The following is a 23,485-nucleotide window of genomic DNA, read 5'->3' as shown; positions in this document are numbered from 1 at the left end:
AACTGGGCACACGCCGCTATCATAGTCCAAATGCACGGAAGACGCGCCATTTAGGTAGAAACTTTATCGGGGATGGGCGCTGCGGTGCGATATCGCTTGCGCCACAAGCAGGTGGCGGGGCACGCGCAGGGGTGTCCGAGAGGGCTGTCGCAGGAGCCCAAGGCCCCGTAATCAAAGGGCCTTGAAGGTGTCGGTCAAATATTGCTCAGGATGTTTGCCGGATTTTTATTTCACGCAATGCTGCGCTACCAGCTTCTGCAGTTTGCTGGCCAGCGCAGGGTCCGGGGCGGCAGAAGCGTTGTTCATGGCCGCAATTTCCTTGTCGCTGAAGTTGGCATCGATCTGTTTGGCGCCACACTCGCAGTGGGCCTTGGCACTTTTATCGTCCAGTTTCTGCTGTTTGGCCGCGCTGACGCATTGCTCGGTGAAATCGCTGCGGGTGGTGGAGTCCATGGCCGCCTGGGCGCCCAGCGGGGCGGCCAGGATCAGGCAGGAGAGAAGTGCAGAACGGCTTGGAAGCTTCATGGTGTTCTCCTTTACTGGAACGTATGTAGAAAATCGGGACACCTGTTCTGACGATCTTCAGGCTCGACGGTTCAGCCCGATAGACGAATTTGATCTATTTTCAGGCTGATACGTGTCTATTCGGGGAGCTGTGCTAGGATGCGCGTCCTGTTGCGTATTGTGTGTCTGCCCATTGCAGGGCGACCTTGCACGCCGGCGGGCTTGTTACAACCGGTTTCGTACAATCCAGTCATCCGGTTCGGTTCAAGGTTGGCCTTCAAGGCTCCTGCCACTGTGAGGCAGGCATACCACCGGATCGCGTACTGGCTCATCCCAACCCACGTGACCTTTGGTAGGGGTCACCACTAGGAGAGGAGGCGCCATGCCCACCATTACTCTTCCCGACGGCAGCCAACGTTCTTTCGATCACCCCGTGTCGGTCGCCGATGTCGCGCTGTCCATTGGCGCAGGCCTGGCCAAGGCCACCGTCGCCGGCAAGGTCGACGGCAAGCTGGTCGACGCCAGCGACCTGATCAGCACCGATGCCAGCCTGCAGATCATCACCCCCAAGGATCAGGAAGGCCTGGAAATCATCCGCCACTCCTGCGCCCACCTGGTCGGTCATGCCGTCAAGCAGTTGTACCCGACCGCCAAAATGGTGATCGGGCCGGTGATCGACGAAGGCTTTTATTACGACATCGCCTACGAGCGCCCTTTCACGCCGGATGACCTGGCGGCGATCGAGCAGCGCATGCAGCAGTTGATCGAAAAGGACTACGACGTCATCAAGAAAGTGACGCCGCGTGCCGAAGTGATCGAGGTGTTTGCCGCGCGCCAGGAAGACTACAAGCTGCGCCTGGTCGAAGACATGCCGGACGAGCAGGCCATGGGGCTGTATTACCACGAAGAATACGTCGACATGTGCCGCGGTCCGCATGTGCCGAATACCCGCTTCCTCAAGGCCTTCAAGCTGACCAAGCTGTCCGGCGCCTACTGGCGTGGAGATGCCAAGAACGAGCAGTTGCAGCGCGTTTATGGCACGGCCTGGGCCGACAAGAAGCAACTGGCAGCCTATGTCCAGCGCATCGAAGAAGCCGAAAAGCGCGATCACCGCAAGATCGGCAAGCGCCTGGGCCTGTTCCACACCCAGGAAGAAGCGCCGGGCATGGTGTTCTGGCACCCGCAGGGCTGGACCCTGTACCAGGTGCTTGAGCAGTACATGCGCAAGATCCAGCGCGAGAATGGTTACCTGGAGATCAAGACCCCGCAAGTGGTCGATCGCAGCCTGTGGGAGAAATCCGGGCACTGGGCCAACTACGCCGACAACATGTTCACCACCGAATCCGAAAGCCGCGACTACGCCATCAAGCCGATGAACTGCCCTTGCCACGTGCAGGTGTTCAACCAGGGCCTGAAGAGCTACCGCGAGCTGCCGATGCGCCTGGCCGAATTCGGTGCCTGCCACCGTAACGAGCCCTCGGGCGCGCTGCACGGCATCATGCGTGTACGCGGCTTTACCCAGGACGACGCACACATCTTCTGCACCGAAGAGCAGATGCAGACCGAGTCGGCCGCTTTCATCAAGCTGACCCTGGATGTGTACGCCGACTTCGGCTTCAAGGACATCGAGCTCAAGCTGTCGACCCGCCCTGAAAAGCGTGTTGGTTCCGACGAGCTGTGGGATCGCGCCGAAAGTGCACTGGCTGCCGCACTGGACAGTGCCGGCCTGCCGTACCAGTTGCAGCCGGGCGAGGGGGCTTTCTATGGCCCGAAAATCGAATTTTCTCTGAAGGATTGTCTGGGCCGCGTCTGGCAGTGTGGTACCCTGCAGCTCGATTTCAACCTGCCGATCCGCTTGAGCGCCGAATATGTCTCCGAAGACAACGGCCGCAAGCACCCGGTCATGCTACACCGTGCGATCCTCGGATCGTTCGAACGCTTCATCGGCATCCTGATCGAGCACTACGAGGGCGCGTTCCCTGCGTGGCTGGCTCCGACCCAGGCGGTGATCATGAATATCACCGATAAACAGGCCGATTTTGCCCAGCAGGTCGAAAAAACTCTGCTCGAAAGCGGGTTTCGTGCCAAGTCCGACTTGAGAAATGAGAAAATCGGCTTTAAAATCCGCGAGCATACTTTGCTCAAGGTTCCTTACCTCCTTGTGATAGGGGATCGGGAAGTAGAGACGCAAACCGTCGCTGTGCGTACCCGCGAAGGTGCCGACCTTGGTTCGATGCCGGTCGCCCAATTCGCTGAATTCCTTACGCAAGCGGTTTCCCGGCGTGGTCGCCAAGATTCGGAGTAATTACTATTAAGCGTGATATGAGACAAGATAAACGAACTGCACCAAAAGCCCCGATCAATGAGAATATCTCGGCGCGCGAGGTTCGGTTAATTGGCGCTGATGGCGAGCAGATTGGCATCGTCTCTATTGATGAAGCGCTTCGTATCGCCGATGAGGCGAAACTGGACCTGGTAGAGATTTCTGCCGACGCAGTACCGCCGGTTTGCCGAGTCATGGACTACGGCAAATCGCTCTTCGAAAAGAAGAAGCAGGTGGCTGCGGCGAAGAAAAACCAGAAGCAGATCCAGGTTAAAGAAATCAAGTTTCGTCCAGGGACGGAGGAAGGGGATTACCAGGTAAAACTGCGCAACCTGGTACGTTTCCTGAGTGACGGGGACAGGGCCAAGGTATCCTTGCGATTCCGCGGCCGTGAGATGGCCCACCAGGAGCTGGGTATGGAGCTGTTGAAGCGGGTCGAAGCCGACCTCGTGGAGTACGGCGCCGTCGAACAGCATCCTAAGATGGAAGGACGCCAGCTGATCATGGTCATCGCCCCGAAAAAGAAGAAGTAACCACCAGGGCACGGCAGGCCTTGCGGTTATGTTTATCAACTGAATGCGGAGTATCCGAACATGCCAAAGATGAAGACGAAAAGTGGTGCAGCTAAGCGGTTTCTGAAAACCGCCAACGGCATCAAGCACAAGCACGCTTTCAAGAGCCACATTCTGACCAAGATGTCGACCAAGCGTAAGCGTCAACTGCGCGGAAGCAGCCAGCTGCACGCGTCTGACGTGGCAAAAGTCGAGCGCATGCTCCGCCTGCGCTAATTTTGATCAAGAATTAAGAGGAAGTAACTCATGGCTCGTGTTAAGCGTGGCGTCATGGCCCGTAAGCGTCACAAAAAGATTCTGAAACTTGCAAAAGGCTACTACGGTGCACGTTCGCGTGTGTTCCGTGTTGCCAAGCAAGCGGTTATCAAGGCAGGCCAATACGCCTACCGTGACCGTCGTCAGAAAAAACGTCAGTTCCGCGCTCTGTGGATCGCTCGTATCAACGCTGGTGCGCGTATCAACGGTCTGTCCTACAGCCGTTTCATCGCTGGCCTGAAAAAAGCGTCGATCGAGATCGACCGCAAGGTTCTGGCTGATCTGGCTGTGAACGAAAAAGCGGCGTTTGCTGCGATTGTCGAGAAAGCTAAAGCCACTTTGGCCTAAGTCCCCGACAGTCACCGGTCCTGGTTTCCAGGGTCGGTATTGAACGTCATAAATAGGGGAAGAGCCTGCGCTCTTCCCCTATTTCGTATCTGGAGTCTGTACATGGAAAACCTGGACGCGCTGGTCTCCCAAGCTCTTGAGGCTGTGCAAAGCGCCGAAGATATCAATGCCCTGGAGCAAATCCGGGTTCACTACCTCGGCAAGAAAGGCGAACTGACCCAGGTGATGAAGACCCTGGGCAACCTGCCTGCAGAAGAGCGCCCGAAAGTCGGCGCCCTGATCAACGTTGCCAAGGAGCGTGTCACAGAGGTTCTCAATGCACGCAAGGCGTCGTTCGAGGAGGCAGAGCTGTCTGCCCGGCTCGCGGCCGAGTGCATCGATGTGACCCTGCCGGGCCGCGGCCAGACCACCGGTGGTCTGCACCCGATCACCCGCACTCTGGAACGGATCGAGCAGTTCTTTACGCACATCGGCTACGGCATTGCCGAAGGCCCGGAAGTCGAAGACGACTACCACAATTTCGAGGCGCTCAACATCCCAGGCCATCACCCGGCCCGGTCGATGCATGACACCTTCTATTTCAATGCGAACATGCTGCTGCGCACCCACACCTCGCCGGTCCAGGTCCGCACCATGGAATTGCAGCAGCCGCCGATCCGCATCGTCTGCCCGGGCCGTGTGTATCGCAGCGACTCCGATATCACCCACTCGCCGATGTTCCACCAGATCGAAGGTCTGCTGGTCGACCGCGACATCAATTTTGCCGACCTGAAAGGCACCATCGAAGAATTCCTGCGCGTGTTCTTCGAAAAAGAGCTGGCCGTGCGTTTCCGTCCTTCGTACTTCCCGTTCACCGAGCCGTCGGCCGAGGTGGATATGGAATGCGTGATGTGCAGCGGCAAGGGCTGCCGGGTCTGCAAGCAGACCGGCTGGCTCGAGGTCATGGGCTGCGGCATGGTGCACCCGAACGTGCTGCGCATGTCCGGCATTGATCCTGAGCAATTCCAGGGCTTCGCCTTTGGCATGGGCGTCGAGCGCTTGGCCATGCTGCGTTACGGCGTCAACGATTTGCGCCTGTTCTTCGACAACGACTTGCGGTTTCTTGCGCAATTTCGCTAGTCGGGCCCGTAACGAATCTTTCAGGAGAGCAGGATGAAATTCAGTGAACAATGGCTGCGTGGCTGGGTAAGCCCGCAGGTATCCCGTGACGAGTTGGTCGCTCGTCTGTCGATGGCCGGTCTTGAGGTTGACAGCGTGACGCTGGCCGCCGGCGTTTTCTCCGGTGTCGTGGTGGGTGAGGTCCTGAGTACCGAGCAGCACCCTGACGCCGACAAGCTGCGCGTCTGCCAGGTCAGCAATGGCGGCGAGACTTTCCAGGTGGTGTGTGGCGCGCCGAATGTGCGCCCCGGCCTGAAGATTCCATTTGCCATGATCGGCGCGCAACTGCCGGGCGACTTCAAGATCAAGAAGGCCAAGCTGCGCGGCGTCGAGTCCAACGGCATGCTGTGCTCGGCCGCCGAGCTGGAACTGGGCGAGGGCAATGACGGCCTGCTGGAACTGGCGGCCGATGCGCCTGTGGGCGAGGACATCCGCGTCTACCTGCAGCTGGACGATGCCAGCATTGAAGTCGATCTGACCCCGAACCGTGGCGACTGCCTGTCGGTGGCTGGCCTGGCCCGTGAAGTCGGTGCGCTGTATGACGCTCCGGTCACCCGTGTACAGGTGCCGGCAGTGCCCGTGGCCCATGACGAAGTGCGCCCGGTCGAAGTGCTGGCGCCCAACGCGTGCCCGCGTTATCTGGGGCGCGTCATCCGCAACGTCGACCTGTCGCGGCCGACGCCGCTGTGGATGGTCGAGCGCCTGCGTCGCTCGGATGTGCGCAGCATCGATGCCGCGGTCGATGTCACCAACTACGTGATGCTGGAGCTGGGTCAGCCCTTGCATGCGTTCGACCTGGCCGAAATCAACGGCGGGATCCGCGTGCGCATGGCCGAGGAGGGCGAGAAGCTGGTCCTGCTCGACGGCCAGGAAGTCACTCTGCGTGCCGATACCCTGGTGATTGCCGACCATCAGCGCGCACTGGCCATCGCCGGCGTGATGGGCGGCGAGCACAGTGGTGTGACCGCCAAGACCCAGGACATCTTCCTGGAAAGTGCTTTCTTCGACACCATTTCCGTCGCTGGCAAGGCCCGTTCCTACGGCCTGCACACCGATGCTTCGCACCGTTACGAGCGCGGCGTCGACTCGCAACTGGCCCGCGAAGCCATGGAGCGGGCCACCGGCCTGTTGCTGGACATCACCGGCGGCGAAGCCGGTCCGGTCGTCGAGGTCGCCAGCGAGCAGCACCTGCCGTCGATCGCGCCAATCACCTTGCGTGCCAACCGCATCGAGCAGATGCTGGGCCTGGCCATCGAGGCGAGCGAAGTCGAGCGTCTGCTGGCCGCCCTTGACCTGACGCCGACTCGTCAGGCCGAAGGCGAGTGGCTCGTCAACGTGCCAAGTCATCGTTTCGATATCAGCCTGGAAATCGACCTGATCGAAGAGCTGGCACGCCTGTACGGTTACAACCGCCTGCCGGTTCGCTACCCGCAGGCGCGCCTGGCACCGCAGGCCAGGGCCGAAGCCCGTAGCGAGCTGCCGGAGCTGCGTCGCCTGCTGGTTGCGCGTGGCTATCAGGAAGCGATCACCTACAGCTTCATCGATCCCAAGTGGTTCGAACTGTTTAACCCGGGCGTCCAGCCGCTGCTGCTGGCCAATCCGATCTCCAACGACATGGCCGCCATGCGCTCCTCGTTGTGGCCGGGCCTGGTCAAGGCGTTGCAACACAACCTCAATCGCCAGCAGGATCGTGTCCGCCTGTTCGAAAGCGGCCTGCGTTTCGTCGGCCAGCTCGATGGCTTGAAGCAAGAGCCGATGCTGGCAGGTGTGGTGTGTGGCAGCCGTCTGCCGGAAGGCTGGGCGCAGGGCCGCGATGTCGTGGACTTCTTTGACGTCAAGGCCGATGTCGAAGCGGTGCTGGGTTTTGCCGGTGCGCTGAATGTCTTCACTTTCAAGCCAGGCCAGCATCCGGCACTGCATCCGGGCCAGACGGCCTTGATCGAGCGCGACGGGCGCGAAGTCGGCTACCTGGGTGCCATTCATCCGGAACTGGCAAAGAACCTGGGCCTGGATCGACCGGTCTTTGTCTTCGAGCTGGTGCTGGCTGAAGTGGCTGAAGGCCGCCTGCCGAAATTCCACGAGCTGTCACGTTTCCCTGAAGTGCGCCGCGACCTGGCACTGCTGGCCGACCGCGACGTGGCCGCCAGCGCCGTGCTGGAGGTGATCCGGGAAAATGCCGGCGAGTGGCTCACTGATCTCAGGCTGTTCGATGTGTACCAGGGTAAAGGCATTGATCCGCATAGAAAAAGCCTCGCTGTCGGCTTGACCTGGCAGCATCCATCGCGCACTCTTAACGACGATGAGGTCAATGCAACGACGCTTGCAATCCTCACCTCACTTGAGGAAAGGTTAAACACCACGTTAAGGAAATAACGTATGGGGGCTCTGACGAAAGCTGAGATGGCCGAACGTCTGTACGATGAGCTAGGCCTGAACAAACGAGAAGCCAAGGAACTGGTTGAGCTGTTCTTTGAGGAAATCCGACACGCGCTGGAAGACAACGAGCAGGTGAAATTGTCCGGTTTCGGCAATTTCGACCTGCGCGACAAGCGTCAGCGACCGGGTCGTAATCCCAAGACAGGGGAGGAAATCCCCATTACAGCTCGCCGTGTCGTAACCTTTCGTCCAGGGCAGAAACTCAAAGCCCGAGTTGAAGCTTATGCTGGAACCAAGCCATAACGACGAGTTGCCGCCCATACCGGGCAAACGCTACTTCACCATTGGTGAGGTCAGCGAGCTCTGCGCGGTAAAACCGCACGTTTTGCGTTATTGGGAACAGGAGTTTCCCCAGCTCAACCCCGTCAAGCGCCGCGGGAATCGTCGTTATTATCAGCACCAGGATGTGCTGATGATCCGTCAGATCCGCGGCCTGCTGTACGACCAGGGGTTTACCATAGGCGGGGCGCGCCTGCGCCTCACCACTGGCGAGCCCAAGGACGATACCCAGCAGTACAAGCAGATGATTCGGCAGATGATCAACGAGCTGGAAGATGTGCTGGATCTACTCAAGGCATAAAATCAGTTCGGCGAAATGCTTCCATAATTCAAACGCTTAGGGTATATTCCTCACCACTTCCGCAACATGGGAAGTACTGTAAGACCGGAGTCGGGGCGTAGCGCAGCCCGGTAGCGCACTTGCATGGGGTGCAAGGGGTCGAGTGTTCGAATCACTCCGTCCCGACCAATATTCCTGAGTAAAATCAGACAGTTAAGCCGATCAGCTAGATCGGCTTTTTTGTGCGTGTACAAAAAGCGCGAAAAGTGACTGTGAAATCTTTCTGATACTTCGATCTGCCCCCACACCTTGATCAGCCCCCTCAACACACATCCGCTACTTTCCTGCACGAAAATGGGAAGCCGCTGCGCCATTTGGTAGCACATAACCTTGCCCGACTCCCGCGTCCTCCCTGCAATCAGCCTAAAGATCCAAATTAAATCAACTGGTTAACACACGACCAGACTCCTTGGCACACATCCTGCTTTTGTATCTGTGGATAATTGGATACAAAAATACAAAGGTGCCATGCCATGCAATTTGCCCCTGCCTACATCGACCGTCAGCCCCTCACGGCCGAGGAGGAAGCCTATAACTTTCTCCTTGATGCAATCTGCTGCGGTCGCTACCGCAAGGGTGACCGCCTGATCGCCGAAGACATTGCCAGCGAGATCGGCATGAGCCGTATGCCGGTACGCGAAGCCTTTCGCCGCCTCGACGCCCAGGGGCTGGTAACCCTGCGACCCAACCGCGGCGCCATTGTCAGCGGCCTCGATATCGACGAGCTGCATGAAGTGTTCGAAATGCGCAGCGCGCTGGAGGGCCTGGCGGTGCGTGTCGCGGTCAGTCGCATTGACGAGCGCCAGCTCGCAGCGCTTGAGCGCCTGCTGGACGAGATGGATGACTATCGCGACGAGAGTGCCGCCTGGGTCCGCCGTCATCGCGCCTTTCATGAATACCTGTGCAGCCTCAGCGGTCGCCCGCGCCTGATGAAGCAGATTTCGGCCCTGTACTCGTTGGTGGAAGCGCCCATGCGCTTGTGGTTACAGCACAGCGAAAAGCCCTTGAGCGCGCGGCAGGAACACGCCGTGATCCTCGACGCGATTCGCACCGGTGACGCCGCCCGCGCCGAAGCCGTGGTGCGCGAGCACATCGAAGGCACCGTGCCGGCGCTGAGTCAATTTCTGCAATCGAAACAATAGGAGAGGCGGGTCCGAACCCGCTCGTGTTTAGACGTCGATTCCTGCCCCGTTATTCAACGAAGTGGAGTGTCTGGTCATGCATAAACCTAGCGTCTTGCTGGTCGCTGTCTCTCTTGGTCTTTGCGCACAATGGGCCATCGCTGCGCCCCAGGTGCCAGAGCGTCTGCAGAAAGTCGACAAGCTCGTCTACTGCTCGGGGATGGATTCACCGCCCCTGGTTTCGTTCGACGAAGCCCAGAAACCCCGGGGACTCACCGTCGACCTGGGGCTTGAAATTGCCAGGCAACTGGACAACAAACAGGTGCAATGGCGGGTGATTCCGTTCTCGGGTCTGGTGCCTGCCTTGCTTGCCGGGCAGTGCGACATGATCGTTGATCAACTGTTCGACAAGCCCGAGCGGCGCGAAGTGATCGATATCGTCAACTACATGTATTCCAGCCAGTCGGTGGTCGTGCCCAAGGGCAATCCAAAGGGCATCAAGACGCTGGGTGATCTCTCCGGGCATAAGGTCGCCGTGCTCAACGGCTCCACCGTCAAGACCCTGCTGGATACCCAGAATGAAAGCCTCGCCAAGGCGGGCAAGCCACCGATGAAGCTGGTGGTCTACAACACCGACACCGATGCCTTCCAGGCGCTGCGCATCAGCCAGGTCGACGCCTACGGCACCACGGTGGAAACGGCAGGCTATTACGCCACGATGGCTCCGGACCTATTCCAGGAGGGTGTGCCGGCCTTCAGTCGCATCCTCACCGGCCTGGGTATGCGCAAGGATGATCCGCAATTGACTACTGCCGTGCAGCAGGTCATCAGCGACATGCGCAGCGACGGGCGCTACGTGCAGTTGTTGAATAAATGGCATGTCAGCAGCGACACACTCGACTGAGGCAAACCGGCGATGAATTTCAATTGGGATGTGTTCTGGCAGTACCTGTTGCAGCCCAGCGGGGTGTACCTCACCGGGCTGTGGCTGACGTGCCTGATCAGCGTGCTGGCGATGCTGTTGGGCTGCGGTCTGGGGCTGGCGGCGGCGCTGCTGCGCTTGTCGAGCAATCCACTGTTGCACCTGCCGGTACGCTTTTATGTATGGCTGATGCGCGGCACACCGTTGCTGGTGCAGATCGTGTTTCTGTACACGGCGCTGGCGGCGGGCGGGATTTTTCGCTTTGAGGATATCGAGCTGTTCGGCCTGATCATCCCCGGCAACATCCAGGCGGCGATCATTGCGCTGGGCCTCAATGAAGGCGCGTATATGGCCGAGATTATCCGTGCCGGTATCGGCGCGGTGGACAAGGGCCAGTACGAAGCCGGACGTTCCCTGGGCATGGGCTTTGCCAAGTTGATGCGGCGCATTGTCCTGCCCCAGGCGTTCCGGGTGATCGTGCCGCCGCTGGGCAACGAGTTCAACGTGATGCTCAAGAACACCACGCTGGTCAGCGTGATCGGTGTGCAGGAGCTGCTGCTCAGTACGCAAATGATCACGTCGGCGACGTTCCGCGTGTTCGAGTTGTACCTGGTGGTCGCGCTGTACTTCCTGACGCTGACCACCCTGTGGGGATTTTTTCAGCGCTGGCTGGAAAGCCGCGTTGGCCGGTCCGACAGACCTTGCGCAACGCCACCTGCGGCCAGCCGTATGTTCGGTCGCAGCACCCTGAAACTGCTGAGGGGACGTTAGCCATGGCGCACCAAAGTGACGAGTTGATCATCGAGGCACTGGACATCCACAAGTCGTTTGGCACGTTGCAGATCCTCAAGGGTATTTCCCTGCAAGTACGCCGCGGCGAGGTGGTGGTACTGATCGGCGCATCGGGCTCTGGCAAGACCACCTTTATCCGTTGCATTAACCTGCTTGAAGACATCCAGGGCGGGCGTATCCGTGTCAACGGCCGCGCCATGGGCTATCGCGAGCGCAGCGATGGCAGCCTTGTGCGCGATTCTGAGCGCAACATCGCCCGCCAGCGCCGCGACATCGGCATGGTGTTCCAGCGCTTCAACCTGTTCACCCACATGACCGCGCTGGAAAACATCATCGAAGCACCGATCCAGGTGCTCGGCGTGCCGCGTGCCCAGGCACTGGAGCAGGCTCACGGTCTGTTGGCGCGGGTCGGCCTGGCGGACAAGGCCGGCCATTACCCGTCGATGCTCTCTGGCGGCCAGCAGCAACGGGTGGCGATCGCCCGTGCGCTGGCAATGAAACCTCAGGCCATGCTGTTCGACGAACCCACCAGCGCCCTTGACCCGGAAACTGTCGGTGAGGTCTTGCAGGTGATGAAGGAACTGGCAGAGGAGGGCATGACCATGGTCGTGGTCACGCATGAAATGGGATTTGCCCGTGAAGTGGCCGACCGGGTGGTGGTCCTCGATCAAGGTGAACTGATTGAACAGGGGCCGCCGGAGCAGATTTTCAGCTGCCCCAGCCATCCGCGTACCCGGGCCTTTCTCAGCCGCGTGTTATGACTTTTCTTGAAGGGCCTTTGCCATGTTGAAATTCTCTGCTCACGAATACCCCTATGCGTCGCAACGCCAAAGTGTGTTCGCGCGTCGCGGCATGGTCGCTGCATCCCAGCCGCTGGCCGCACAGGCGGGCATCGAAATCATGCAAAAGGGCGGCAACGCCATCGACGCGGCCATCGCCACGGCCGCCGCCCTGACAGTGGTGGAACCGACGGGCTGTGGCCTGGGTGGCGATGCCTTCGCCCTGGTCTGGTGCAAGGGGCAGTTACATGGCCTGAACGGTAACGGCCATGCCCCGGCGGCCTTGAGTATCGAAAAGGTCAAGGCGGCCGGGCATGAGCAGATGCCGCTGTATGGCTGGACACCGGTGACCGTACCTGGCTGCCCATCGGCCTGGGCGGAGCTGTCGCAACGTTTTGGCAAATTACCCTTTGCCCAATTGCTGCAACCCGCCATCAGCCTGGCACGCGACGGTTTCCCGCTGTCGCCGGTGGTTGCCCATCAATGGCAGATCGCCTTGAACGAGTTCAGCCCGCACCGCGACGACGTGCTGCAGGCCTGGTTCGACACCTTTCTGATCGATGGCCGTGCGCCACGCGCCGGGGAAATCTTCCGCAACCCGGCCCAGGCCCGCACCCTAGAAGAGCTGGCTGCCACTCGCTGCGAAAGCCTGTACCGAGGCTCCCTGGCCGAGCGCCTGGAGGCTCATTCCCGCGCCAGCGGCGGCTACCTGCGTGCCTGCGACCTCAAGGATTACCGCGCGCAATGGGTCGAGCCCATCCACATCAACTACCGTGGCGTCGACGTCTGGGAAATCCCGCCCAGTGGCCAGGGCCTGGTCGCCCTGATGGCGCTGAAGATCCTCGAAGGCTTCAGCTTCGATCACCGCGACAGCCAGCAGACCTGGCATCGCCAGCTGGAAGCCATGAAGCTGGCCTACAGCGACGGCCTGCACTACATCACCGACCCTGCGCACATGCGCATGGCCGTGGCCGACCTGCTCAGCGACGCTTACAGCACCCGCCGCCGTGGCCAGATTGGCGAGCAGGCCCAGCCGCCCAGGCCTGGCGATCCCCATGCCAGCGGCACGGTGTACCTGGCCACGGCGGATGCCGAAGGCAATATGGTTTCGTTCATCCAGAGCAACTACCACGGCTTCGGTTCTGGCGTGGTGCTGCCCGACAGCGGCATCGCCCTGCAAAATCGCGGGCAGGAATTCAGCCTCGACGCGACGCACGCCAACTGCCTGGCCCCGGGCAAGAAAACTTTCCACACCATCATCCCCGGCTTTCTCAGCAAGGATGGCCAGGCCCTGGGTCCGTTCGGCGTGATGGGCGGCTACATGCAGCCCCAGGGCCATGTGCAGATGGTGATGAACCTGGTGGACTTCGGCCTTAACCCCCAGGCAGCACTGGACGCGCCGCGCTGGCAATGGCTGGGCGAGATGAAGGTCGGCATCGAACACGGCGCCTCGCGCGACCTGGTCAATGCGCTGGCACGGCGCGGTCACAAGGTGCAGACCGACAGCGACCTGACCGACTACGGGCGCGGGCAGATCATCTTGCGCGACCCGGTCACCGGGGTGTTGTGCGGGGGCACCGAACCACGGGCGGATTCGCATATCGCGGTCTGGTGAGCGGCTACACAAGCGCTGAGCCAGACGGATAGTAACGAAGGGGTTGATGAGTTGTTCGATCTTCACTGCGGCGGGTTGGTGCTCGTTGGAGTAAGGATTGAACCTCACAACTCAGGCCTCTGTTCCATCTGCTATCTGATTCTGGACACCCTTACTCGTGCAACCCGTCCTAAAGAGCCAGCGTCCATGACCGAGAGAAGGACCTTTATTACCTCGCTGGTAAATACCATGGCATTGTCAATTTCTCTGATATTAATCGTCTTTTTTCAATCAGATAAAAGCGCCTAAATTCCACCTCCACAACGTCAGCATCCATGCAAGGGAGCCCGGAGTGCGGGAATTGCTGGGTCGAGAACAAGGCTCTTTGAGTCTGGATGCACCCTAGATGTTCTTAAACTCTTTCTTGGCAGGAGATTCCATGGTCCCTCGAACTGTACTTGTCACTGGCGCAGCAGGTGGTGTTGGTCGCGCGCTGGTTGAGCGTTTTTCAAATGAAGACTTCAAGGTTTTCGCGACAGATCTGGACGCGGGAAAGCTCGCGGACCTACAGGTTGAATATCAGGTGTCAGGTATTTTTTGCGGTGATATCCGCCAACCCGCTGTGTGTGATGCAGCCGTTAATGCAGCCGTTATGGCGATGGGCCGGCTTGATGTATTGATCAACGCTGCGGGAGTGTGGCGCGAAGGTCCGGTTGAAGCTTTTACCGAAGAGGATTTTGACCTCGTTCTAGACGTGAACCTAAAGGCTACGTTCTTCATGTGCTCAGCCGCTATTCCCCATCTGAAACTATCAGAGGGTTCGATTCTGAATATTTCAAGCGATGCTGGCCGGCAAGGCAATCGAAACGCCGCAGCTTATTGCGCAAGCAAGGGCGGCGTGACCCTGCTGACAAAAACCCTGGCATTGGACCTGGCACCCTTTGGCGTGCGCTGCAACGCTATTTCCCCAGGTGATATCGAAACCCCAATGCTCAAATTTCAAGCCACTCAATATGGGCAGGGAGACCCTCAGGCCTACTATCAGGATCTGTTGGACAAGTACCCCCAAGGTGCCCGAGCCCGATTTATCCAGCCGGAAGAAGTTGCCGAGCTGGCGTTTTTCCTGTCCCAACCCGGTGCGCGATCCATCACTGGCGCGGACATGGCGATTGATTGCGGCGTCTCCGCTGGAAACTAACAGTGGCCCATTGATGCCGATGGGAGCGATACCCAAGGGGGCGCTATGACAGTTGCCGAGAACCGTCGTCTCCAGACTGCGCTTTGATGGGCGGGGAAGCACAGGCATCTAGAAGGCATTAGTGAGGAGGCCATCGCACTTGGCGATGGCTGCGTGATGGATGACGAAAGTCGCTCTTGTGAGCCAACCGTCGGGCCGCATCTGGACCCCGCCGCCAGCCTCAATGTGCACTTTTACTCATCAAATACGACGAGGCTCTCCCTCCGCAATTTCGCGTATCAGGCTCAGATAACGAAGCGCGCCCAGTCCCAGGGGCCGGTTTTTTACCCAGATGATATCGACCCATAGCCGCATCTGACTCGGCATGTAGTCAAACACCACCTCCGTCAAGGCGCCTGACATGATGAGAGGGTGTACCAGCGATTTTGGAAGATAAGCCCAACCCAATCCTTGCTGCACCAGGTCCAGCGTGGCCAGATAATTGTCGCTGTGCCAAATCCGCCGCGACAGCACAACACGTGGGTCAGAGTCTGCAGGTCCTCCGGTAGCGACGATGATCTGCCGAACGTTGACCAGTTGCTCCTCACTCAAAGGGCTTTCTTTACCGGCGGCCGCGGGGTGATCTGGAGCAGCAACCGCGATTAACAATTGGCTCCCCGCCTCAAGAAATGTCTCGCGCTCGTCAAGCCCTGGTCGTTCGAACCCAAGCGCCAATTGCACACGCCCTTCATGGAGCATGCGCATTGCCTCCGGATGGGACGCGGAGCGAATTTCGATTTCAAGCGTGGGAAATTCCCTGGCGATAACGGACAGCGGACGATTCCAGATGCCTGTTTGCAACTCCGGCGCCATCGCAAGGACCAAGCGCTCTTCCAACCCCTGATGAAGCTGCAGCGCATGGGCGTCCAGCAGGTTCAGTTGGCTGGCGACCTGTCGTGCCTGGGGCTCGAGTGCCTTGGCGGCAGGCGTAGGAATAGCTTTGCGGGTTGATCGGTCAAACAGCAACAAATCCAGCTCGGCTTCAAGCTGCGACACCGCCATGTTGATGGCCGAGGGGACCCGGCCTAATTTTCGCGCCGCCGCCGAAAAGGATCCGCTGTCGATGACCGAGAGGAAAATTTTAAGTGACTCACTGGTAAACGCCATAGGTGTTGTCAAATTTTCTGATGATGATCGTCTTTATGTATCAGGTTTATTCGCCTAGTTTCTACTCTCTTTCAAATTAAATACGTGGGCACACCATGTTGGATACGCAATTTAGAGGGCATGTTGCACTCGTCAGCGGTGCCGGAAGTGAAGCCGGGATCGGAATGGCCATCGCTCGCAGGCTAGGTGCATCCGGAGTGAAGTTGATCATCACTGCGAGCAGCGCTCGTATTCTGGATCGGGTGAAAGCGCTGCGCGCTGAAGGGTTCGACGTTGAAGGCCGACCCGCTGACCTCACTGATGAAAGTCAGGTGCGTGAATTCGGCCTATGGGCAGAGTCAGTCTGGGGGCGGGTCGATATTCTGGTAAATAACGCCGGTATGGCCATGCAAGGAAGCCCTGAGGTTTTCTCGGAATTGGCAACGATGGAACTGCATGAGTGGAATCTTTCACTGGCCAGAAATTTGACCACGGCGTTTCTTCTGACCCGCGCTGTTTTGCCTGGTATGAAGGCGAGAAGTTACGGGCGCATTGTCAATATCAGTTCCACCACGGGCACCCGGTGCAGCAATCCTGGTGAAGCCGCTTATAGCGCCGCCAAGGCCGCGATGGTGGGTATGAACATGGGGCTTGCACTTGAAGTCGCCAGGCAGGGAATTACCGTAAACAGCGTGGCTCCGGGATGGATCACCACCGGCTCCACCACGCCGGCTGAAACAGAGGCGGGGCGTTTTACCCCGATTGGACGCGCGGGCAACCCCCGCGAAGTGGCGGCGGCGGTTGCATTTCTGGCGTCGCCTGACGCCAGTTACATCACCGGTGAAGTCCTGGTGGTGGATGGCGGGAATTGTCTGGTCGAGAACAAATCCCCTCACGCCTGACGTCAAGAATGGGCCTGTCACTGCGCGCTATAAAAGCGCGATGTTTCGAAGAATGGGTAAGTTCGCCGTACCGTATCAATGCATCCGTCAGGCGCCGACAAGCATCAATGCGGTGTTGGATAGTTTCTCTCTGAGCGGCACGGATTTTAACTGATTTTTGTAATTTACATAGGGTGTTGATCATGTCGAAAAGTGGAATTAGTGAATCAGCGATTGCTGCTTTTACCGCCGCCGAGCGTGCTCGTTTTATAGAAAACAACCCAACGTCAATAGGGCTTGCCAAACGCGCCAGGGCGAATCTGTTCAACGGTGTGCCCATGCACTGGATGAGCGATTGGTCCATGCCTTCGCCACTCTTCGTCCAGCGTGCCAAAGGGGCGCGCTTCACCGATGTTGACGGTCATGAGTACATAGATTTTTGCCTGGGCGACACCGGCACGATGTTTGGTCATTCACCTGATCCTGTTGCTCGCGCAATAGCCGAGCAGGCGAATATTGGCTTGACCACGATGCTGCCCGGCGAAGACGCGGTGGTCTGCGGCGAGTTGCTGGCTGAGCGATTCGGGCTGCCTTACTGGCAGGTGACCGCCACTGCGACGGACGCCAACCGTTATGTGTTGCGCTGGGCGCGCGCGATTACCAAACGCAACGTCTTGCTGGTGTTCGACGGCTGCTATCACGGTACTGTGGATGACGTCATGGTGCGCTACCGCGACGGCAAAACAGTGCCCCGTGCAGGTCTTGTGGGCCAGGCCTACGACTTGACTCAATACAGTCGATCGATCCCGTTCAACGATGTGGACGCACTGGAGACTGCTTTAGCCCAGGGCGATGTGTGCGCGCTGATGTGCGAGCCGGCGATGACGAACATCGGCATGGTGCTGCCCGATCCGGGGTTCATGCAGAAGTGCCGAGAGTTGACCCTCAAATACGGCAGCCTGCTGGTCATTGATGAGACCCATACCATTTCCACTGGCCTGGGTGGATGCACCCGCCAATGGGATTTGAAACCCGACTTTTTCGTGGTGGGTAAACCCATCGCGGGAGGCATACCTTGCGCGGTGTTTGGTGTGACCGAGCAGGTTGCCCTGGCCATGCGCGACGTGCAGAAAACCATCAGCGAAGCGGGGGGCGGGCATGGGCACAGCGGCATGGGAACGACGCTGTCCGCCAATGCGCTGGCGATGCGTTGCATGCGCGTCAGCCTCGAAGAGGTCATGACCGAATCGGCCTACCAGCACATGCTGCCCCTGGCCTCAAGACTGGCGCACGGATTTCGAGCCTTGTTCAAACGCCACCAACTGGGTTGGTCTGTCACCGAGTTGGGGGCTCGCTGTGAGTTTCAATTCTGTGCCACCTCGCCCAGAACCGGCGCCCAGGCCGAGGCGGCCTTTCATGACAGCCTGCAAATGGCCCTGCACCTGTACCTGATCAATCGCGGCATCCTGATCACGCCTTTTCACAACATGACCCTGTGCTGCCCACAGACAAGTGAGGCCGATATCGACAGGCTGATCGCTGAGCTGGATAACGCGCTCACCACGTTGCTTGCCATTCCCGGGGCGCGGGTCATGCCTTCATGAACGCCACGATTCTCGAATGCCAATCCGTTTGAATGAGCGCCAAGAGGTGTGACATGCAATATGCTGATAAAAAAGAGGCCCAGGATTTTCTGGCCGCTCACCCTGAAGTTCTGAGCATCGAGTTATTCCTGATCGATGCCAATGGTGTTCCACGAGGCAAGCTGTTGCATCGTGACGAGCTACTGGCGATCTATGAGCATGGTCGGCCCCTGCCAAGCTCCATCCTTGCCCTGACCGTGCAGGGCGAGGACGTAGACGACACCGGCCTGGTCTGGGATGTCGCTGACGCGGATTGCTGGACGTACCCCTTGCCGGGCAGCCTGACCCTGCAACCCTGGCGCAGCAGCCCCACCGGTCAAGTGCAGGTCAGCATGCATCCGACCCAAGGGATGCCCGCTGCGCCGGCCGACCCGCGCCATGTACTGGTGCAGGCCATCGAGCGGCTCAAAGCCGATGGTTTCCATCCGGTGATGGCGGTTGAGTTGGAGTTCTACTTGCTGGACCGGCAGCGCGACGCCAACGGTCGGCCGCAGCCGGCGTTGCAAGCCAATGGCGTACGCCCTGTTGCCCCGCAGGTGTATGGCGTGTACGAACTGGAGCAGTACCAACCGTTTCTTGATGACCTCTACGCGGCCTGCGCCGTCCAGGGGTTACCCGTGCGTACGGCAATCTCCGAGTATGCGCCAGGCCAGTTCGAGCTGACGCTGGAGCATCGTTTCGACGCACTCCAGGCCATTGATGAAGGCGTACGTTACAAGCGCCTGGTCAAAGGAGTGGCCAACAGACACGGGCTGCAAGCATGTTTCATGGCCAAGCCATTCGGCGATCAGGCCGGTAGCGGCCTGCATTTGCATGTGAGTCTGGCCGACGCGCAGGGTAACAACCTGTATGCGAGCGATGACCCCCAGGGTACGCCGCTGTTGCGTCACTCCATTGGCGGGATGATGGCCACCTTGTTGGACTCGCTGGCGATATTCTGCCCCCATGCCAATTCATACCGCAGGTTCCAGGCCGGCAGTTACGCGCCCCTGGCCAAAAGCTGGGGCGTCAACAATCGTACGGTGTCGTTGCGTGTGCCCGGCGGCCCCGCGATAAGCCGGCACATCGAGCACCGCATTTGCGGTGCCGATGCCAACCCCTATCTCGCCGCTGCCGCCGTACTGGCAGGCATTCACCACGGCATCACTCATCAAAGCGATCCGGGCGCGGCAACTGAAGGCAATGGCTATGAGCAAGCGACCGACTTTCTACCCACCGACTGGCTTACCGCATTACAGGCGCTGCAACGTTCGACGTGGGCACGCGAGGCGCTGGGCGCTGAATTCCTGAAGGTGTTCCTGGCGATCAAGTGGCGCGAGTTGCGTACATTCAATGCTGAAGTCACAGAGCAGGACTGGCGCTGGTACCTTGCTCACGCCTGAATGCTGGTCTGTCAGCATGACGTGGGATGGACTGCTGACGTCAGCGGCTTCTGAACCATAAAAAAACTCGCTGAATCAGCGAGTTTTTTATGCATCATGCGTAAGCGTTTCTACAGGTCCCGAATCTTCATGCCTCAGGTCCGCAGTATCTCGTCGATCGCACTCTTTTTCGGGCGCATGGCGCTGTACACCTGCCAGACGATAAACGCCAACGCCAGGCCGAGGAACGAGGCTGCGATAGGGTTCGACAGGAAAGCCATGAAGTTGCCGTCCGACAGCATCAGGCCGCGGCGCAGGTTGGTTTCAGCCATCGGCCCGAGAATAAAGCCGATGATGAACGGCGCCGCCGGCATGCCGGCCTTGACGAAACCATACCCCAGCACACCAAACAGCAAGATCGACCAGACATCGAACAGGCGGCTGGACAAGCCAAAGGCCCCCACGACACACAGCACCAGGATGATCGGCAGCAGAATGTGCTTGGGCACATCCAGCAGCTTGATGAACAGGCGCAGGCCGTAGAACTCCATGAACAGCATCATGAACGTGGCGACGATCAGTGCCGCGAAGATGGTGTAGACCAGCGGACCCTGGCTGATGAACAGCAAGGGGCCTGGCTGGATGCCATGAATCAGGAAACCGCCCAGCATGATCGCGGTGACGGTGTCACCTGGAATGCCCAGCGTCATCAACGGCATCATCGCACCGCCGATACCGGCGTTGTTGGCGGTCTCACTGGCGACAACCCCACCAATGTTGCCCTTGCCATACGATTCCGGGTCCTTGGCGCGTTTCTTGGCGATGATGTAGGCCACCAGGTTCGAGGTGCCCGCACCAATGCCCGGCAGGATACCGATCCCCAGGCCGATCAGGCCCGAGCGAAACGCGTTGGGCAGTTGTTCGCGAAACTCCTTGATCGAAAAACCGAAGCCCTTGATGTTCTTCATGCTGACCGATTGCGCCTTGCCTTGTTTGGCAAAGCGGCCGTTCTCGGCCAGCTTGATGATTTCAGCCACGGCAAACATGCCGATCATCACCGTCAGCATCGAAAAACCGCCGTTCAGTTCGGGCAGGCCGAACGTAAAGCGGCGAATCGCTTCCACCGGCGCGATCCCTACGGTGGACACCGCAAAGCCCAGAGCACCGGCGAACAGCCCCTTGGCCATGGAGCCGGCCGACAGCGTGGCAATCAGGGTCAGGGAAAACACGGCAATGGCAAAGTATTCATGCGGGCCGAAGCGCAGGGCGACCTTGGCCAGTTGCGGGGCGATGGACATCAGGGCGGCAATGCTGAACAGGGTGCCCAGGAACGAGAACACAATGCCAACGCCGAGCGCCTTGACGCCGTGCCCCTGTTCCATCAGTGGCCCGCCGTCGAACACCGTGGCAATCGAGGAGGGCGTGCCGGGTATCTTCAGCAAGATCGCCGAAATCAGGCCGCCCGAGGTGGCGCCGATAAACAGTGCGACCAGCAGTGAGAGCCCCGCCTGAGGACCCATGGTGAAGGTCAGCGGCAGGCACAGCGCGACAGCCATGGTCGCCGACAGGCCGGGCACGGCGCCAAAGACGATGCCTACGGCCACGCCGATGGCCATCAGCAGCAGGATATTGATCGAGAAGACGGCACCGAAGCCTTGCTGCAACAAATCGAGCATGCTTGATACTCCTAAAAGTTGGTCAGGCCGGCGGGCAGCATCAAATCGAAGGCCTCGCGGAATAACAGGTAAATGACAGCCGAGGTGATCACGGCAATGACGACATAAGTGAGGTGCGGCACCTTCTGGTCGGCCGGGGTCAGGACCATGAACTGCAGGTACAGATAGACGGCGGTCATGATCGGAAAGCCGACCGGGTTCATCAGGGCGATGTAGCCCACGATCAAGGCCAGGGTCTTGACCACGGTCTTCACATCAATCGCGCTGCCCGTGTCCTCGGTGTCGACATGCGGGACATCATCGGCTGGCGCTTGCGGGGTCGCGAAGGCACCGAACAGCTGAATCACAGCCAGCAGGCAGAGCATGCCTGCCAACAGGCCTGGAACGAAGGCCGCATCAATGCCGGAGTGCCCCGGTAGTTTGAGTGTCATCAGCAGATAACCGAGTGCGGTGCCGAGCATGACACCGCCGATAATCAGCTCTTTTTTCTTGCAGGTAGCCATCGGGAAACCTCGGGATATAAGCCAGGCAAAGCGGGCTGGCGCTCGGGCCAGCCCGCTTCAGGTGTTACTTCTTGCGCAAAACGTCCTTGAATTGCATGAAGTCCTCGCGGGTCTTGGCCAGGATCTGTTTGGAGTCCTCGGTGCCGTAGTAAGCGACTGGCTGCTTGAATTTCTTCAGCTCCTCGGCGTACTCGGGCATTTCGGTGATCTGCTTCATGATGTCGGCCATCTTGCCGACGATCGCCGCGTCAGTGCCTTTCGGAAAGGCCACGACATAAGGCTTGTCGATGGTGAAGTCGACACCTTGTTCCTTGAAGGTCGGGATATCGCCGAGCATGGCGTTACGCTCGTTGTTGGGCTGGCCCAATGCGACCATCTGCTTGCCGTTGACATAGTCCTGCACAGAACCGTAGCTGATGGCACCCAGGTCAATGCGTGCGCCCAGCAAGGCCACGACTTTTTCCGACACCGTGCCGGCATCGACCATCTTCAGTTTGACGCCGGTGATTTTTTCGAACATCAAGCCCTGGATATGGGAGAAGTTACCCATCTCGGTGCCATAGGTAATGCTTTCCGGCTTGGCCTTGGCCTTGGCGATCAGGTCCTTGACGTCCTTGATCCCCGACTGGGTAGAGGCCACGAAGACGGCGCCCTTGTCGACGCCGGCAATGCAGGCCACGTCGAAGGCTTCATAGCTGTCTTCGGACAAGCCTGCGACTTCGTTGACGATCAACTGCCCCGGGTGGGTAAAGAGAATGGTGTTGCCGTCGGCAGCTGCGCTTTTGACCTGCTCGGCGGCCAGGGTGCCACCGCCGCCAGCGACGTTGGTGACCACCATGTTCTTGCCGGTGATCTTGTTGAAATACTTGGCCATCATGCGGGCGTTGAAGTCAGTGTCACCGCCCGGGTTGGCGATCACCACCACCTGCACGGGGCGGGTTGGCCATTTGACGTCTGCTGCAAGGGCGACATTGTGTGAGGTGACAGCCCCCATGCCGACCAGGGCCGAGAGGAGAGAGGCGCGAATTGTTTTTATCATTGGGATACTCCGGGGGTATGAAAACTGATCGAGCTAACGGGGTTGTTAAAGTTGTAACCGTCTATGTCGAAATGCTGATCTGCTGGCAGATCACCGCTATTCCTGAAGGGCACATGCGAGCGGCCCAAAGGCTTGAGGGCCATGAGGTTGAAGTGGGAAATGTCAAAGAACAGGGTCTGGCAGTCGATCAATGAACCGGCGTTGGCCATTGCACTGTCGCTAAGCCCGGCGTTGCGAGAAAAAGGCAAAACGCCGAACATCCTGTTCTGTAAGGGGTAGCAGGCCGATCGGGCTGCAATGGCGCGTGGCGGTCGGGCAGGGGAAAGCGGGTGCGCACGGAGGGTCGTCATCATCTGAGCCTCAATTATTATTATAATCTGTCATATGTTGTCGTATGACTTGGGCATTTTTTACCAAGCAGACTCATTGCTGTCAATCTGTAATCGGTAGAGAAAAGCCCTTGGTTTTGTATGGCCAGAGCCTTGTGAGTCCAGCCTGTACTGGTCTGGCTCAGGTGAAAGGGAATTGCCCGACAGCAGGACAACCCGGCAAATTAAATTATGCTTTTCTTTGGTTGTACGATAACTTGCCCGAACAAGGCGACTGAAGCCGTCTGCACCCAAGGCAGACCACACG

23 protein-coding genes and 1 tRNA gene are annotated in these 23,485 nt (G+C 59.0%); 18 read left to right on the top strand and 6 right to left on the bottom strand.

Translation table 11 applies throughout. The features are described 5' to 3' along the window. Nucleotides 1–225: 225 nt before the first annotated feature. Entirely contained in the window at nt 226–525 is a 300-nt protein-coding gene (locus DGA31_RS08840) for a hypothetical protein (protein ID WP_109512279.1), read from the bottom strand. 361 nt (nt 526–886) lie between these two features. Between DGA31_RS08840 and thrS the strand changes: the two genes are divergently transcribed. The 15 genes from thrS (at nt 887) to DGA31_RS08765 (ending at nt 14,621) form a co-directional block, all read left to right on the top strand. Continuing rightward, nucleotides 887–2,809: a threonine--tRNA ligase gene (gene thrS, locus DGA31_RS08835; RefSeq protein WP_109512278.1), complete on the top strand. Its 1,923-nt coding sequence runs from the start codon at nt 887–889 to the stop codon at nt 2,807–2,809. After that, complete coding sequence (gene infC / locus DGA31_RS08830; protein ID WP_177339474.1) at nt 2,809–3,360, top strand: translation initiation factor IF-3; 552 nt, start codon at nt 2,809–2,811, stop codon at nt 3,358–3,360. Before thrS ends, infC begins: the two co-directional genes overlap by 1 nt. A 60-nt stretch (nt 3,361–3,420) precedes the next feature. Then, nucleotides 3,421–3,615, top strand: a complete 195-nt coding sequence (gene rpmI / locus DGA31_RS08825; protein WP_056839924.1) for a 50S ribosomal protein L35 — start codon at nt 3,421–3,423, stop codon at nt 3,613–3,615. A 30-nt stretch (nt 3,616–3,645) separates the two neighbouring features. After that, complete coding sequence (rplT, locus tag DGA31_RS08820) at nt 3,646–4,002, top strand: 50S ribosomal protein L20 (protein ID WP_056839923.1); 357 nt, start codon at nt 3,646–3,648, stop codon at nt 4,000–4,002. Nucleotides 4,003–4,104: 102 nt separating this feature from the next. After that, the gene (pheS, locus tag DGA31_RS08815; protein ID WP_109512277.1) at nt 4,105–5,121 is read left to right on the top strand and encodes a phenylalanine--tRNA ligase subunit alpha; all 1,017 of its coding nucleotides are present in this window, start codon (nt 4,105–4,107) and stop codon (nt 5,119–5,121) included. Between the two features lie 33 nt (nt 5,122–5,154). Next, the gene (gene pheT / locus DGA31_RS08810) at nt 5,155–7,533 is read left to right on the top strand and encodes a phenylalanine--tRNA ligase subunit beta (RefSeq protein ID WP_109512276.1); all 2,379 of its coding nucleotides are present in this window, start codon (nt 5,155–5,157) and stop codon (nt 7,531–7,533) included. 3 nt (nt 7,534–7,536) lie between these two features. Beyond that, nucleotides 7,537–7,839: an integration host factor subunit alpha gene (gene ihfA / locus DGA31_RS08805; protein ID WP_045490388.1), complete on the top strand. Its 303-nt coding sequence runs from the start codon at nt 7,537–7,539 to the stop codon at nt 7,837–7,839. Beyond that, nucleotides 7,820–8,176 carry a MerR family transcriptional regulator gene (locus DGA31_RS08800; protein WP_056839920.1) on the top strand — a complete coding sequence of 119 codons (357 nt, stop codon included), beginning with the start codon at nt 7,820–7,822 and terminating at the stop codon, nt 8,174–8,176. The genes ihfA and DGA31_RS08800 overlap by 20 nt, the downstream gene beginning before the upstream one ends. A gap of 91 nt (nt 8,177–8,267) precedes the next feature. Further along, nucleotides 8,268–8,344, top strand: a tRNA-Pro gene (locus tag DGA31_RS08795). Nucleotides 8,345–8,688: 344 nt separating this feature from the next. Beyond that, complete coding sequence (locus DGA31_RS08790) at nt 8,689–9,357, top strand: GntR family transcriptional regulator (protein ID WP_109512275.1); 669 nt, start codon at nt 8,689–8,691, stop codon at nt 9,355–9,357. Nucleotides 9,358–9,433: 76 nt separating this feature from the next. Further along, entirely contained in the window at nt 9,434–10,240 is an 807-nt protein-coding gene (locus DGA31_RS08785) for an ABC transporter substrate-binding protein (protein ID WP_109512274.1), read from the top strand. A 12-nt stretch (nt 10,241–10,252) separates the two neighbouring features. Next, nucleotides 10,253–11,029 carry an amino acid ABC transporter permease gene (locus DGA31_RS08780; protein ID WP_109512273.1) on the top strand — a complete coding sequence of 259 codons (777 nt, stop codon included), beginning with the start codon at nt 10,253–10,255 and terminating at the stop codon, nt 11,027–11,029. Between the two features lie 2 nt (nt 11,030–11,031). Continuing rightward, on the top strand, nt 11,032–11,811 hold the full coding sequence (locus tag DGA31_RS08775; RefSeq protein WP_109512272.1) for an amino acid ABC transporter ATP-binding protein: 780 nt from the start codon (nt 11,032–11,034) through the stop codon (nt 11,809–11,811). A gap of 22 nt (nt 11,812–11,833) precedes the next feature. Further along, entirely contained in the window at nt 11,834–13,444 is a 1,611-nt protein-coding gene (locus tag DGA31_RS08770) for a gamma-glutamyltransferase family protein (protein ID WP_109512271.1), read from the top strand. Between the two features lie 418 nt (nt 13,445–13,862). Further along, a complete protein-coding gene (locus DGA31_RS08765) occupies nt 13,863–14,621 on the top strand; it encodes an SDR family NAD(P)-dependent oxidoreductase (RefSeq protein ID WP_109512270.1) in 759 nt (252 codons plus the stop codon). Between the two features lie 240 nt (nt 14,622–14,861). Here DGA31_RS08765 and DGA31_RS08760 read toward each other — a convergent pair whose 3' ends face one another. After that, the gene (locus tag DGA31_RS08760; RefSeq protein WP_109512269.1) at nt 14,862–15,767 is read right to left on the bottom strand and encodes a LysR family transcriptional regulator; all 906 of its coding nucleotides are present in this window, start codon (nt 15,765–15,767) and stop codon (nt 14,862–14,864) included. A gap of 95 nt (nt 15,768–15,862) precedes the next feature. Here DGA31_RS08760 and DGA31_RS08755 point away from each other — a divergent pair, with 95 nt between their 5' ends. From DGA31_RS08755 to DGA31_RS08745, 3 genes are all read left to right on the top strand, one after another. Beyond that, nucleotides 15,863–16,648 carry an SDR family NAD(P)-dependent oxidoreductase gene (locus tag DGA31_RS08755; protein WP_109512268.1) on the top strand — a complete coding sequence of 262 codons (786 nt, stop codon included), beginning with the start codon at nt 15,863–15,865 and terminating at the stop codon, nt 16,646–16,648. Between the two features lie 182 nt (nt 16,649–16,830). Next, nucleotides 16,831–18,231, top strand: coding sequence for an aspartate aminotransferase family protein (locus DGA31_RS08750; protein ID WP_109512432.1), 1,401 nt, complete (start codon nt 16,831–16,833; stop codon nt 18,229–18,231). Between the two features lie 53 nt (nt 18,232–18,284). Continuing rightward, nucleotides 18,285–19,652 (top strand): glutamine synthetase family protein, encoded by a 1,368-nt coding sequence (locus DGA31_RS08745; RefSeq protein ID WP_109512267.1) that lies wholly within the window; start codon nt 18,285–18,287, stop codon nt 19,650–19,652. A 134-nt stretch (nt 19,653–19,786) separates the two neighbouring features. Here DGA31_RS08745 and DGA31_RS08740 read toward each other — a convergent pair whose 3' ends face one another. The 4 genes from DGA31_RS08740 to DGA31_RS08725 all read right to left on the bottom strand — a co-directional run bounded on the left by DGA31_RS08740 (nt 19,787) and on the right by DGA31_RS08725 (nt 23,202). Next, a complete protein-coding gene (locus DGA31_RS08740; protein ID WP_109512266.1) occupies nt 19,787–21,307 on the bottom strand; it encodes a tripartite tricarboxylate transporter permease in 1,521 nt (506 codons plus the stop codon). An 11-nt stretch (nt 21,308–21,318) separates the two neighbouring features. Continuing rightward, a complete protein-coding gene (locus DGA31_RS08735; RefSeq protein WP_109512265.1) occupies nt 21,319–21,810 on the bottom strand; it encodes a tripartite tricarboxylate transporter TctB family protein in 492 nt (163 codons plus the stop codon). A gap of 64 nt (nt 21,811–21,874) precedes the next feature. Further along, nucleotides 21,875–22,849, bottom strand: coding sequence for a tripartite tricarboxylate transporter substrate binding protein (locus DGA31_RS08730; RefSeq protein WP_109512264.1), 975 nt, complete (start codon nt 22,847–22,849; stop codon nt 21,875–21,877). Beyond that, nucleotides 22,846–23,202 (bottom strand): hypothetical protein, encoded by a 357-nt coding sequence (locus DGA31_RS08725; RefSeq protein ID WP_109512263.1) that lies wholly within the window; start codon nt 23,200–23,202, stop codon nt 22,846–22,848. The genes DGA31_RS08730 and DGA31_RS08725 overlap by 4 nt, the downstream gene beginning before the upstream one ends. Between the last annotated feature and the right edge of the window lie 283 nt (nt 23,203–23,485).

It is taken from the genome of Pseudomonas ovata, from assembly GCF_003131185.1.
Lineage (GTDB): Bacteria > Pseudomonadota > Gammaproteobacteria > Pseudomonadales > Pseudomonadaceae > Aquipseudomonas > Aquipseudomonas ovata.
This window is presented reverse-complemented; position numbering and strand designations above follow the sequence as displayed.